Here is a 14162-nt window from a genome sequence, read left to right as displayed (position 1 = left end):
TGCCGGGCGCGACGCGTGCAGCCGACTCGCGGGCGACCCCGACGGCCCCCGGCGGCGGGGATGCGCTGGTCAGAGCTGCGCGAACGCGCCCTCAAGGATGTCGAGGCCCTCGTTGAGCAGGTCCTCGCCGATCACCAGCGGGGGCAGGAAGCGCAGCACGTTGCCGTACGTACCGCAGGTCAGGACCAGCAGCCCCTCGGCGTGGCAGGCCTTGGCGAGGGCGCCGGTGGCCTCCGGGTTCGGCTCCTTGGTGGCCGGGTCCTTCACCAGCTCGATCGCGATCATCGCGCCGCGGCCGCGGATGTCGCCGATGACGCCGTACTTCTCCTGCATCGCGGTGAGGCGGCCCTTCATGACCTCCTCGATGCGCTTGGCCTTGGCGTTGAGGTCCAGCTCCCGCATGGTCTCGATGGCGCCGAGCGCGGCGGCGCAGGCCACCGGGTTGCCGCCGTAGGTGCCGCCGAGGCCGCCCGCGTGCGCGGCGTCCATGATCTCGGCGCGGCCGGTCACGGCGGCGAGCGGCAGACCGCCCGCGATGCCCTTGGCGGTGGTGATCAGGTCCGGGACGACGCCCTCGTCCTCGCAGGCGAACCACTGGCCGGTACGGCAGAATCCGGACTGGATCTCGTCCGCGACGAAGACGATGCCGTTGTCGTTGGCGAACTTCACGATCGCGGGCAGGAAGCCCTTGGCGGGCTCGATGAAGCCGCCCTCGCCGAGCACCGGCTCGATGATGATCGCGGCGACGTTCTCGGCGCCGATCTGCTTGGTGATCTGGTCGATGGCCTGGGCCGCCGCCTCCGGACCGCAGTTCTCAGGGCCGGTCGGCCAGCGGTAGCCGTAGGCGACCGGGACGCGGTAGACCTCGGGCGCGAACGGGCCGAAGCCGTGCTTGTACGGCATGTTCTTGGCGGTGAGCGCCATGGTGAGGTTGGTGCGGCCGTGGTAGCCGTGGTCGAAGACCACGACCGCCTGGCGCTTGGTGTGGGCGCGCGCGATCTTGACGGCGTTCTCGACGGCCTCGGCGCCGGAGTTGAACAGCGCGGACTTCTTGGCGTGGTCGCCCGGGGTGAGCCGCGCGAGCTCCTCGCACACCTCTACGTAGCCCTCGTACGGGGTCACCATGAAACAGGTGTGGGTGAAGTCGGCGAGCTGCGCGGAGGCGCGGCGCACCACGGCCTCAGCGCTGGAGCCGACCGAGGTCACGGCGATACCGGAGCCGAAGTCGATCAGCGAGTTGCCGTCCACGTCCTCGATGACGCCGCCGCCGGCGCGCACCGTGAACACCGGCAGCACGGATCCGACGCCCCCCGCGACCGCGGCGCTGCGGCGCGCCTGCAGCTCCTGGGACTTCGGGCCGGGGATCGCGGTGACGACGCGGCGCTCCTGAGGAAGGGACGGGCCTCCGGACAGTTCGGTCATGAGGTGCTCCAGGGGAAAGATCAGGGGTTTTAGTCGCAGGCTAGGGGCGCGGGAGCGGATGGGGCATGTTCCGTTCGGGAGCAGTGGGCGTGTTGCGTTGTCCGCGACGGACATAGCGGGGTGGTGGCGGGGGCCGCCGGAAGGGCGGGCAGTGGGGGCGGGGGCGGTTTGCACGGCCGGTAGTGGCGCGCCGGCGGTAGGGGGACAGTGGCGCCCGGAGTAGGTCGGGGCGGTGAACTACCCGGCCGGGGCCACTAGATTGGACGGATTGCAATGGCTGGGCAGGGGGCAAGGGGCGGCGCATGGACACCGAGGGCACGTACGACTCGCGCGGGACACGGGGGGACGCGGTCCCCCGCCCGGCCGAACCACCGATCCCACCTGTGCCCGGGGGCGCGGCCCCACTGCCTCCGCCGCCGGTGATGCCGCCGGTGCCGCCACCGCCGGCGATGCCGACCGCCCCGTCAACGCCCCCGCCGCCCCCGCCCGCCTCCGCGCCCACCGGGGCGCAGCCCGCGTTCATCGCGTGGCTGCGCATGCCGCGGCCTGCGGCGGGGCCGGGGGTGTGGGTGTACGGGCACAAGCCGAAGCCGCCGGAGGATCCGGATCGGGTGCCGGCGCGAAGGCTGCTCGGCGGAGCGCTACTCGCTCTTCTCATCGGCTGGCTGGTGGGAGAAGTGGTGTGGGAGCTTTACTTCGACGAATACTGGCTCGTCTTCGTACTGACGCCTGATTCGTGGAAGGATGCTGGAAGTCATGTGGCCTTCGGACTAGCGCAGCGCTTCTACATCGTCCTCTACGTCGCACTCCTAGTTGCGATCTTTGGACGAGCAGGTAACTGGCCGGAGGTCTTCCGCCGCTATGGCGCTCCCCTTTTCCGCGCCGCACAGACACATCGCGACGGCACGGCCCCCCAAGACCCCCAAACAGACCCAGCCCAGTGGCCCGAGCTCCGGGCCGGTGGGGCCCACGGTGCCGCTGATCGGCTCGCCGCCGAGGCGCGTGGGGGGCGGATGAACGATGTGGATCACGCGCGCATCGACCGTGCCTGGCAGACCGTCCGCGCCCAGCCCACCCGGCTCGCCGCCTTTACCGACACCGTGCTGCGGCACGGCGCCGCCGCCTGTGCGCATCCGTCCGGGGTGCGCGACCTCCCCGTGAGGACTGCGCAGCACGACCTCGTCGCCCACCAGGTCCGCATCGGCACCGCCCTCGACGACCTCCGCAACCCCTACGAGCACCGCGGGGTCAGCCTCGCCCTCGATCCGGCCGTGCTCGGCACCTCGCTGCTGGCCGTCGGGCCGCCCGGCGCCGGGAAGACCGGGCGGCTGGTGCGGCCCGTCGTGGAGTCGCTGTGTCTGCAGGCCCTCGCCGGGCAGGCGGCCGTCGTGGCCGTGGGCGCGGCCGACGCGGGGATCGGGCCGGACGACGCGTTCGACGTCGTCGTGAAGATCGGCCGACCCGACTCCGCCTACGACCTCGACCTCTACGGCGGCACCACCGACCCCGACGAGGCGGCCGGGGTGCTCGCCGAAGCGCTCATCGGCGACATGGCGCACGCCCTGCCCGGCGGCGACAGCCGTCGGGCCGCCACCGCGCTCGCCCAGCTCCTCGGCCCGTTCCGCGCCGCCCACGGGCGCTTCCCCTCCGTGCCGGAGCTCCGCGAGCTGCTCGACGGATCGAAGGCCGCCATCGGCGCGCTGCGTGCCGCACTGGACGCCGCGGGCGAGTCCGCGCAGGCCCGCGAGCTGGACGCGCGCGTCCGCCAGTCGGCCGCCGCGGGGGACGCGGGCGTGCTGCTCGCCGACCGCATCGCGCTGCTGGACCGGCCCGCCTTCGCGGACTTCTTCAACACCCGGGGGGACCGGCGGCCCTTCTCCCTGCGCGCGCTGGAGCACCCGCTGCGGGTCCGCATCGACCTGCCGGAACGCGGCCACGCCGAGGCCTCCCGGATGCTGGCGCGCCTCGTCCTCGCGCAGTTCACCGAATGCGCGGCGGGCCGCGCCGACCGGTCGCTCTTCGCCTGCCTGGTGCTCGACGACGCCTCCCACACCATCACCCCCGAGGCGCTGCGCGGCATCCAGCGGCTGCGCGCCGCCAACGCCGGAGCCGTCCTGACCCTTCGTACGCTCGACGACGTGCCCGAGGCGCTGCGCAGCGCGCTGCTCGGCGCGGTCGGCTGCCGAATGGCGTACGCCGGGGTCACCACCTGGGACGGCGCGCGGTTCGCCGAGGTGTGGGGTACGGCGTGGGTGGAGACGCGGGACGTCACCGACCGCCAGATCATCTCCGACGAGCCGATGACGAAGGTGCTGCACTTCATCCGCAAGGTGGTGACCGGCAAGGCCGCGACCATTCAGTCCGTCACCGTGCGGAAGGTGGAGCGCGAGCGCTGGTCGGCCTCCGAGCTGGCGCACTCCGTGCCGCCGGGGCACGCGGTCCTCTCCGTCACCTCCGTACGGGGCGACAGCGCCCCTCCGGTGCTGGTCGACCTGCGGGGCTGAGCGGTACGACGCCGAATCCGCCATTGAGGCAGAATTGAGCCCAGTCGTTCATACAGGGCGGCGTACATGCGGCGCATGTAGGGGGCGGTGGATGCGTGATCACCGGCCCCTGCCCCTGCCCCCGCACCCGCCGCCGACGCAGTATCGAAGGTGCCATGCCTCCCACGCTCGCCTCCCTTGTCCACCACTCCGCGCTGAAACTGGCCGTGCTCGCGGGTGAGGACCGGCTGGAGACCCCCGTGCGCTGGGCCCACGTCAGCGAACTGGCCGACCCCGTGCCGTATCTGGACGGCGGCGAACTGCTGCTCATCACCGCGATGAAGCTGGACGCCGAGAACGCCGACGCGATGCGCCGCTACGTACGCAGGCTCGTCGACGCCGGCGTGGTGGGCATCGGGTTCGCGGTCGGCGTCAACTACGACGCGGTGCCGCACGCCCTGGTCGAGGCGGCCACGGAAGCGGACCTCCCGCTGCTCGAAGTGCCCCGCAGAACACCGTTCATCGCCATCAGCAAGGCGGTCTCCGCGGCCATCGCCGCGGAGCAGTACCGGGCCGTGACCGCCGGCTTCGAGGCCCAGCGCGAGCTGACGCGCGCCGCGATCGGCGCAGAGGGCCCGGCCGCGCTGCTCGCCCGGCTCGCCGCCCACATCGACGGCTGGGCCGCGCTGTACGACGCCGCCGGCGCGGTCGTCGCCGCCGCGCCCGAGTGGGCGGCCCGGCGCGCCGCCCGGCTCACCGCCGATGTGGAGCGGCTGCGGTCCCGCCCCGCACCCGCCAGCGCCGTCGTCGGCGGAGGCGGAGGCGGAATCGACGGCGGAGCCGCAAGCCGAATCGGCGGCGGGGGCGGAGACGGAAGCGGGGGAGAGGAGGACGCGGGCGACGACATCACCGCCGACCGGGTCGAGCTGCAGTCACTCGGCACCGGCCGCCGGGCGCGCGGCGTTCTTGCCGTGGGCACCGGCGCGCCCCTGGGCACCGCCGAGCGCTATGCCGTGAACTCCGCCGTGGCGCTGCTGACGCTGACCACCGAGCGTTCCCGCGCCCTCCAGGCGGCCGAGCAGCGGCTCGGCGCGGCGGTGCTGCGCATGCTGCTGGCGGGCGAACCCGATCACGCGCGGGCGGTGGCCGGGCAGTTGTACGGCGGGCTGCTCGACGCGCCCTTCCGGATGCTGGTCGCCGACGCGCTGCCGGGCGGCGGGGCCCAACCCACCCACGGGACCGCCCCCGACGCGTCGGCGGACGTGGCCAGGGCGGCTGCGGCGGGCCCGGCCAGGGCGGCAGGTGCGGACGCCAGGGGAGCGGCGGGCTCGGCCAGAGGGGCGGGTTCGGACGCGGCCAGGGGAGCGATGGCCTCAGCCAGGGCGGCGGCCTCAGCCAGATCGGCGGGGGCGGACGCGGCCAAGGGGGCGGCGGGCCCGGTCAGAGGGGCGGCAGCGGACGCGGCGGTCAGGGGTGTCGGCGGCCCGCCGTCCCAGCCTCCCGCCCAGAGCCACGCGCGGCCCCGGGCAGCGGGTGCGGAGGTCGTGCCCGACCCCCTCGGCGCACTGGCCGACGCGATGGAGACCGCCGCGGCCCGCACCGGCGAGGCCGTGCTCGTGGTTCCGGACGGCGAACGGCTCATCGTGCTCGCTCCGGACGGCGGCGCGGCCGTCGCCGCCTGCGCGGAGTACGCGGCGACCGTGGAGGCCCTGCGCGGTACCGCCACCCGCCCGCGTGACCGCGCGGCCGCCGCATCGGGGCCGGACCTCGTGATCGGGCTGTCCGCACCCGCCGGACCGATCGCGGCCGCCGGCGCATACCGGCAGGCCGAGCAGGCGCTGTCGGTGGCGCGGCGGCGCGGCCGGGTGCTCGTCGAACACGAGGAGGTCGCCGCCGGGTCCGTACTGCCGCTGCTGGCCGACGACGCCGTGCGGGCCTTCGCGGACGGCATGCTGCGGGCCCTGCGCGAACACGACGCGACCGGCCGCGGGGACCTGGTGGCCTCGCTGCGGGCCTGGCTGTCCCGGCACGGCCAGTGGGACGCGGCGGCCGCCGACCTCGGCGTGCACCGGCACACCCTGCGCTACCGGATGCGGCGCGTGGAGGAGATCCTCGGGCGGTCGCTGGACGATCCGGACGTACGGATGGAGCTGTGGCTGGCCCTCAAGGCGGTGTCGCCTCCCGGCGAGGGCCCGTCGAACGCGTAACCCGGCGGCGCGCCGGGCTCGCGCGGCGTCCGCGACCCGGTGCCCGCGCGGCGCGAGCGTGCGCCGGGTTCGGGGGCGTCACCGGGTTCCCCCATCGGCCTCTGGGAGGTGCGCCCCCACTCGGTCGGCGAATCTACTGGTCGTACGTGGGCTTCCGGCGGTCGTTCGCCACGCTGCGGGGCACCCACCGTGGGTCAGCCGCCGGACGGCGGGAGGGGACGTGGCGGGTGCCCCCGCAGCGCGGCGAACACCTCCGCAGCACCCCTCGGTCTGCCAGTAGGTTCGCCGACCGAGTGGGGGCACCTCCCAGCGGCCGCGCTGGGGGAACCCGGCGGCGGCCCCGACCCACCCACCGGGCACAGGCGCTCCACCCACGGGCTGAGAGCACTGAACGGCGCTGGCCCCCCACCCCACCCCACGCCCTCCCGGCTCCGCCGAAAAGCCGCCCCGCACGCCAAAGCGGTGCGCCGCGCGCCGCGACTGCTACGGCTCGGACAAACGACCCGTGGCCGCCCCGCCCCTACCGTGGTCCCAGAGAACCCACCGCACCACCAACCCACCACTTCGGAAGGGCCGGGATCCGCTGTGACCACCACCCACGCGTTCTGGCTCGCCGGCCGTAAGGCGACCGGCGAGGACACCTTCGACGTCACGTCCCCCTGGGACGGCCGTCACGTCGGCACCGTGAGCGTCCCCACCGAGGCCCAGGTCGAGGAGGCCGTGGCCGCCGCCCACGCCGTGCGGGACGAGTTCGCCGCGACCCCCGCGCACGTGCGGGCGGCCGCCCTGGACCACGTCTCGAAGCGGCTCGCGGAGCGTACCGAGGAGATCGCCCAGCTGATCTCCGCCGAGAACGGCAAGCCCGTCAAGTGGGCTCGCGGCGAGGTCGGCCGCGCCGTCTCCGTGTTCCGCTTCGCGGCCGAGGAGGCCCGCAGGTTCAACGGCGGTGAGGCGCAGCGGCTGGACACCGACGCCGGCGGCGCCGGGCGGCTGGCGCTCACCCGCCGCTTCCCGCGCGGCACCGTGCTGGGCATCGCGCCGTTCAACTTCCCGCTGAACCTGTGCGCCCACAAGATCGCCCCGGCCATCGCCGTCGGCGCGCCGATCATCCTCAAGCCCGCGCCCGCCACCCCGCTGTCCGGGCTCCTCCTCGGCGAGCTGCTCGCCGAGACCGAGCTGCCCGCGGGCTCGTGGAGCGTGCTGCCGGTGCCGAACGACCGGATGCCCGCCCTCGTCCAGGACGAGCGGCTGCCGGTGATCTCCTTCACCGGTTCCGACAAGGTCGGCTACGCGATCATGGACTCGGTGCCGCGCAAGCACTGCACCCTGGAGCTGGGCGGCAACGGCGCGGCGGTCGTCCTGACGGACTTCTCCTCCGAGGAGGACCTGGACTGGGCGGCGACCCGCATCGCCACCTTCTCCAACTACCAGGGCGGCCAGTCCTGCATCAGCGTGCAGCGCGTCATCGCCGACGCCGCCGTGTACGACCGGCTCGTGCCGAAGATCGTGGCCGCGGTCGAGGCCCAGGTGACGGGCGACCCGTCCGACGCCGCCACCGACGTCGGCCCGCTGGTCAGCGAGGACGCCGCCCGGCGCGTCGAGTCCTGGGTCGACGAGGCCGTCGAGGCCGGCGCCCGGCTGCTCACCGGTGGCAAGCGCGACGGCGCGTCGTACGCGCCGACCGTGCTGGAGGGCGTCCCCGCCGACACCACGATCGCCTGCGAAGAGGTCTTCGGCCCGGTGCTCACCGTGACCAAGGTGGACGGCGAGGCCGCCGCGTTCGCCGCCGTCAACGACTCCAAGTACGGCCTCCAGGCGGGCGTGTTCACCCACGACGTGCAGACCGCCTTCCGCGCCCACCGCGTGCTGGAGGTCGGCGGCGTGATCATCGGTGACGTGCCGTCCTACCGTGCCGACCAGATGCCGTACGGCGGTGCCAAGCAGTCCGGCGTCGGCCGCGAGGGCGTGGCCTACGCCATGGAGGACTACACGTACGAGCGCGTCCTGGTGCTCACCGGACTCGCCCTGTAGCACCTCAGCACCTCCTGCAGAACGCGACGCACCTGGCCGGTCCGGATCGGACCGGCCAGGCGTCGTCCGGTCCGGCCAGGTGCCCGTCAGGTGCCGTCCGGTCCGGTCACGTGCCCGTCAGGCGCCCACATGGAGGTGCGCGGCCCACAGCGCGGGCGCCATCGGGTACGCCTCACGCATGCCCCGCACGGCCCGGTGCAGGGCGTGCGCCGCGTCACGGGCCGACGGCGAGGACCTGCCGCCCTCGGCCGCGGAGGTCAGCGCGCCGTAGAAGTCCTCGGCGATCCGTGCCGCCGTCCCGTCGTCCACGGGCCACAGGGTGCCGATCACATGCGCGTACCCGGCCAGATGGAACGCCCCCGTGACGTGCACCGGCTCGACGGCCGCCGCTCGCGGCCCACGCGCTGTCGTACACGCCGGCAGATACGCCAACTCCACGTCGTCGAGCCCCAGTCGGGCGACATCCGCGACCGTGAACGGCCGGAGCCCCCGGTCGTGGAGCAGCACCCGGCTCGCCGGCAGGTCATCCAGCGCGCTCACGGTACGGCAGGCGAAGTGCACCCAGCGGTGCCGGGCCAGTATGTCCAGGACCACGTCCCGGCGGGCCCGTTCACCCGTCAGCACCCTGCTGCCGGGCACCCTGCCGGTCAGTGCGGACGTCTCCCGCGCCGGCTCCCGCGCCCCCGGATCCACCACCAGCGGCTCCACCCGGCCGCCCGGCTCGTGTCCGGTGCGGGCGCGGGCGCGCACCAGGGCGCGGACGGTCGGGGCGTACGAGGACACCACCCGGTCCGGAACGCCGCCGGTGACGACCCCGGCGGAGGAGAGCGGTCCGGCGGCGTGCAGCGGCAGCGCGGTCAGCGGGCCCGTCGGTACCCACCACAGGCGCGGCAGCTGGCGGTCGCGGCGCTGCCTGGCGCGCCTGCCCAACCTGCCCTGCCTGCCCTGTCGGCCCGTCAGCCGCAGTGCTTTGAGCACGGGTTCCGCCACGGTGTCCCACAACCACCCGAGCAGCTCGGCCACTTCCGCCTGGGCCGCGAGCCGCCCGGCCGGGGAGACGGCGGGGTCGTGCGCGGCCCGGACGGCCGCGAGGAACGCCGACGTACGGCGCTGCGACTCCTCGTAGCCGAGCGCGGGCAGCGGCACGGTCCGCAGCGTTCCCTCGGCCAGCAGCAGCGCGTCGCAGCGCAGCCGGCTGACGTTGACGACCACCACGGGGCCGTCATCCGCGGCCGTGAGCAGCTCCGCCATCCCGGGCGGACGCAGGAAGTCCGCGAACCCCGGCTGGCGGCGGATACGGTCCGTCAGCCGGCCCCACTCCTCGGCCAGCGCGTGCCGGTCCTCCCCGTGCAGCGCGGCCGTCGTCGTGTCGCCCGCCACCGCCCGCCTGACGGCACCGGGAAGGTGGGGGGCACTGGTGGGGCCGGAGAGCCCCGCGGTACCGGTGGCGGAGAAGACGTCGGGCTCCGGCCGGTCAAGAGCCTCCCGCAGCTGTGCGAACCGGTCCGCCATCCCCGGATGCCGCTTCCGCAGGTCCGCCAGTTCGGTACGGGTCTCCAACGCCTGCGACAGCAGCACGCCGCGGCCCTGCTCCAGCAGCCGCAGCGCGCGTGCCGGGTCCCCGGCCTCGATGGCACAGGCCGCCGCGTACGAGGGCAGCCCGGCGAAGCGCTGCAACAACCTTTCGCGCCCGGCGCGGTCCGGACCCTGACCAGCCCCGGCCCTGTCGCCGGTTACGGCATTGGGCACGGCCTTGGCGTCGGCAGCGGCATAGGTGCTTGCTCCGGCTCCGGCAGTGGGTACCGCGCCGGCGTAGGCACCGGCACTGGCACCGGCCTGGGCGCTGGCTCCGGCAGTGGCTACAGCGCTGGAACCGACAAGGGGCTGGGCGCTTGCTTCGGCTCCGGCAGTGGCCACGGTGCTGGCACCGGCAGCGGCCACGGAACCGGTACCGGCACGGGCATGGGCGTCGGCACCGGCAGCGGCTACGGCACGGGCGTCGGCACCGGTGCTCGTGCCGGGATCGGTGCCCGATCCGCGGAGCGCCATTCGCTGGAGCAGCCCCACCGCCAGCGTGGCGGCGTCCAGAGCACGCGCCGCCCCGCCGCTCTCGTGCGCGCTCAGCGCCCACCGCCGGGCGGCCCGTACCCGTTCGCTGACGGCGGCCGTCGGGTCCTCGGCGACCTGCCGGTACCCCGCCTCCGACGCCGACCAGTCCGCCGCGTCGTCCTCCGCGGCACCTCGCAGCCCCAGCGCCCACGCGTGCGCGGTCAGCGCCTGAGCGCGCAGCGCATGCCCCGGGGGCACCGCGTCCGCCGTGTCCCGGGCGACCTGGATCAGCGCGTCGAGGGAGGCGCCGGTGCCCAGCACCCCGTGTTCCAGGCGGGCGATCTCGGTCAGCACCCGCAGCCGTTCGGGCCGGTCGGGATGGCCCGCCGGGGTCCCGGCCACCGCACGCCTGCCCGCTGCCGCCGCAGCCGCCAGGTCGCCGGGGTCGCCGCCGGCCACATAGCGATGCAGTAGGCACAGGCTCAGGCCGGCCTGAAGGCGGGGGTGCAGCGGCCGGCCGGCCGGGGTGGCCGCCAGGGCGGCGTGTGCCAGCCCGACCGCCTCGTCGAGCGCCGCACGGGCGCCCGGCCCGAACGGTCCGCTCGTCGCGGACGGCTCGCCGGGCGCGTCCGGGCCGGCGGGCAAGTCCAGGCTGGTAGGCATGTCCAGGCCGGTAGGCATGTCCCGGCCGGTGGGCGCGGCCGGACCGCCGAACACGAACGGGCCGCCCGACGCGGCCACCTGGCTGAGCCCGCCCCAACGGCTGGACTCGCCGGTACGGCTGCACCCGCCCGTATCGCCGGACCCGTTCCGGCTCGCGTGCTCACGTCCGCCCCAGCCCACCCCGTCCCGCAGTGCGTCGCTGAGGTGGGCCCGAGCCAGGGCCTGTTCCGGGCTGCCCTCCGGGGCGGCCGCCACCGCCTCCCGTATGAACGCGATCGCCTCGGTCAGCGCGGCGGCGTCGCCGAAGTGCGCGAACGCCGCCCGCAGGCAGCCGCCCATGCCGAGCAGCCGCGCGCAGCGGCGCGGATCGTGCGGCTCGGTGGCGGCCACCACCCCGCGCATCAACTCGACGGCGACGGTGAGGTCGCCGCCGTCGCGCATGCGCAGCCACCGCAGCCGCAGCGTCTCGGCGAGGTTCGCCCGGACGGCGGTCCGGTCCGGGCCGCCGTCCGCCCGCGGCGCCAGTTCTCCCGGACTCCGTCCGGGGGCGCCCCCGGCGGTGCTCCCAGGAGGTGCCCCCGCGAGGTGCCCCCAGCCGGTGGTCAGGCAGTCGTGGAACAGGCCGATCGCCTGGTCCAGATCCCGCCGGTCGCCGCCGTGCTCGTAGCGCGACCACAGGGCGACGCCGAGCCCGTTCGCGGCCGTCCCGCGCACCTCGGTGTCGACCGCGCCCCGCACGGCGGCCGCGAACCCGCTGATCGCCCGCTCCAGGTCGGGCAGGCCGCCGTCGCGCTCGTACGCGGCGTGGTGAGCGGAGGCCCGCCGTACCTCTTCGTCCCACGACACCTTGGCCGAGCGCGCGGTGACGTGCGGCACGCGACGGTCGCGGGCCGTCTGGATCGCCCGCCGGGAATGCAGGCATGTGTCCAGCTCGGTACGGATCCGGCCACGCTCCGGATCATCGGTGGGAGCGGCCCGCAGGGCGCGTTCGTAGACGTCGACGGCCTCGTCCAGGGCGGCGAAGTCGGAGTGGCTCAGCGCGTACTGGAGCAGGGCCGCACCCAGTTCGCGCAGCCGTCCGACGTACCGCGGATGTCCGGCGTGCGTGCCCCGCACCGCCGCCCTGCCCAGCACGACCGCCTCCTTCAGCAGCTCCGGGCCGCCCGGCTCGTACCGGGCCCGCTGCACCAGTGCGCGGGCCAGGTCGGACTGGAGCCCGGGGCGGGCGCGGTGGAGGGGCGGCAGGACGGCGAGGCCGCGCCGGTACAGCGCGATGGACTCGTCCAGCACCGCCGGGTCGTAGGTCCGGGCGAACACGTCGTGCAGCGAGGCGGCCAGTGCGGACAGGTGGCGGCTGTACGCGGGGTCCTCGGGCGCCGCCGCGGCGACCGCCGCCCGGCCTGCCTCGACCGCCTCGCCGAGCGTGCCGGGCGACTTGTCGCGTTCGTAGCGGAGCCGCAGCAGCATCCCGAGCGTGGACAGGCTGAGCACGTGGTGCGGATCGCCCGCCGGACGGTGCGCGTAGCCGCCGACGGCGATCCGGCACAGCTCCAGGGCGAGGGCCAGCGTCCGGGGATCACCGGTGCGGGCATACGCCAGGCGCGCCCGCTCGGCGGAGCGGAGGGGTTCGGCGGGGTCGACGGTGACCGGCGGCGGCCCACCGCCCTCCGACGGGTCCGCGTACCCGGCCCCTCCACCTGGGATCGGCGGGCGCACGGGCTCGGGACGCCCGGGCTCCGGCCGCCACGTGTCGGGATGGCCGGTGCCCGGGGGCCGGGTTTCCGGATGCCCGGCGTCCACAGGGCGGGTTCCCGCGGTCCCGGTGTCCAGGGGCCGGGTCTCCGGGGGCCGGGGCGCGAGCCGCTCGTACGCGAGGTGTTCGTGCGCGGAGCCGCCGCCGCGTTCGGAAGGGGCATACGCGGGACTGCCCGGCGCCGGGGCGGTGTGCTCCGGGTGCCCTGGTGCCGGACCTTCCCACAGCGGGGCAACGGACACGGAGCATGCGGCGCCCGCAGCGCCGCCGGGCTCCGGGGCGGCGGCCGCCGGACGCCCGGACCTGGCGGCGGAACCCGCACGACGCGCTCCCGGGCCCACACGCGTGGCGCGCGCGAGGCGCACCGGTGCCGGGCCGCCCGGCCCGGGTGCCGCAGGGTCTGGCCGCAGTGCCCCGGTGCTCGGCTTCGGCGCCGCAGGGTCTGGCTTCTCCCTGGTGCCCGGCCTCGGCGCCCCAGGGGCCGGCTTCGGCGCCCCGGTGCCTGCTCCCGGCGCCGCAGGATCTGGCCTCGGCTCCTTAGGGCCCTGCCTCGGCGCCGTGGTGCCCGGCCTCGGCCCCCCCGTGCCCTGCCCCGATGCCCCGGTGCCCGGCCTTGCCTCCCCACGACCCGGCCGCGGCGCGGGTTCCGGCGCACGTCCTGACGTGGCGGGTGCCGGGCACGCCGTGGCGCGACCGCTCGGCCCTGGGACGGCCGACGCCGCGGCCATGGGCTCCGGGGCGCGTGGGTCCCGCGGCGCGGGCGCCGGGGACTCCCGCCTCGGGGCTCCCGCCTCGCACGTGGCGGGCGTCGTGTGTTCCTGCGCCGGGACGGCCGAGGTGCTGCCCATGGCGGGTTCCACCGGGACAGCCCACACGCTGCCCGTGGCGGGTTCCGCCGGGGCGGCCGACGCGCCGCCCGGGGGGGTGGCCGGCGGCGTGCACGGGGAGCCGCCCAGTGTGGCGGCCAGGGTCGCCGCCAGCGCGTCGCCCGCCGCACCCGCTCGGTGTAACAGCTCGCAGGCCTCCCGCTCGCGGCCGTCGGAGACCAGCAGCAGCGCCAGGTTCCCCATGGCGTCCGCGCAGCCCGCCTCCGCGCCGCGGCGGAACCAGCCGATCGCCTCCCGTATCTCGCCGCGTCCGCGCAGCACCCGCCCCAGGTGGTTGGCCGCCTCGCCGTCGCCGTTCAGGGCGGCCTGGCCCAGCCAGCGTTCGGCTTCCGCCATCCGGCCCTGGCGTACGAGGACGAGCCCGAGGCTGCCCATCGCCTCCGTCGAGCCGCGATGGGCCGCACGCCGGTAGAGGCCCACCGCCGTGTCCGTGTCGCCCAGCATGCGGGCGTGGATGTCGGCGGCGGCGCACAGGATCTCCGGGTCCTCGCACTGTTCGGCGCGTCGCAGCCACACCCGCGCCCCCGACTCGTCGTCGAACACGGCTTGGTGCAGCGCCATGCCGATCGCGCCCGGCGGATCACCGGGGCGGGCATCGCGCGGGCCCGACCGCGTGCCCGTGCCCGCCGCCCCCGCACCCCCACCCGCTCCCGCAGTCGCACCCGCG

The 14162-nt window shown here is 75.7% G+C and carries 5 protein-coding genes; 3 read left to right on the top strand and 2 right to left on the bottom strand.

Annotated features, from left to right (window positions below; genetic code table 11):
• Window positions 1–69 precede the first annotated feature (69 nt).
• Window positions 70–1422 carry a 4-aminobutyrate--2-oxoglutarate transaminase gene (gabT, locus tag ACQUSR_RS08240; protein ID WP_431041904.1) on the bottom strand — a complete coding sequence of 451 codons (1353 nt, stop codon included), beginning with the start codon at window positions 1420–1422 and terminating at the stop codon, window positions 70–72.
• 302 nt (window positions 1423–1724) lie between these two features.
• On the opposite strand from gabT, the gene ACQUSR_RS08235 reads away from it, so the two are divergent.
• The 3 genes from ACQUSR_RS08235 to ACQUSR_RS08225 all read left to right on the top strand — a co-directional run bounded on the left by ACQUSR_RS08235 (window position 1725) and on the right by ACQUSR_RS08225 (window position 8143).
• A complete protein-coding gene (locus ACQUSR_RS08235; RefSeq protein ID WP_431041903.1) occupies window positions 1725–3926 on the top strand; it encodes an ATP-binding protein in 2202 nt (733 codons plus the stop codon).
• A gap of 155 nt (window positions 3927–4081) precedes the next feature.
• Entirely contained in the window at window positions 4082–6112 is a 2031-nt protein-coding gene (locus ACQUSR_RS08230; RefSeq protein WP_431041902.1) for a PucR family transcriptional regulator, read from the top strand.
• 585 nt (window positions 6113–6697) lie between these two features.
• Window positions 6698–8143, top strand: a complete 1446-nt coding sequence (locus tag ACQUSR_RS08225) for an aldehyde dehydrogenase family protein (protein WP_431041901.1) — start codon at window positions 6698–6700, stop codon at window positions 8141–8143.
• Window positions 8144–8260: 117 nt separating this feature from the next.
• On the opposite strand, the gene ACQUSR_RS08220 is transcribed toward ACQUSR_RS08225, so the two are convergent.
• On the bottom strand, window positions 8261–14056 hold the full coding sequence (locus tag ACQUSR_RS08220) for a CHAT domain-containing protein (RefSeq protein WP_431041900.1): 5796 nt from the start codon (window positions 14054–14056) through the stop codon (window positions 8261–8263).
• Window positions 14057–14162 lie beyond the last annotated feature (106 nt).

Origin of the sequence: Streptomyces sp. P1-3, from assembly GCF_050613155.1 — a bacterium.
Classification (GTDB): domain Bacteria; phylum Actinomycetota; class Actinomycetes; order Streptomycetales; family Streptomycetaceae; genus Streptomyces.
This window is presented reverse-complemented; position numbering and strand designations above follow the sequence as displayed.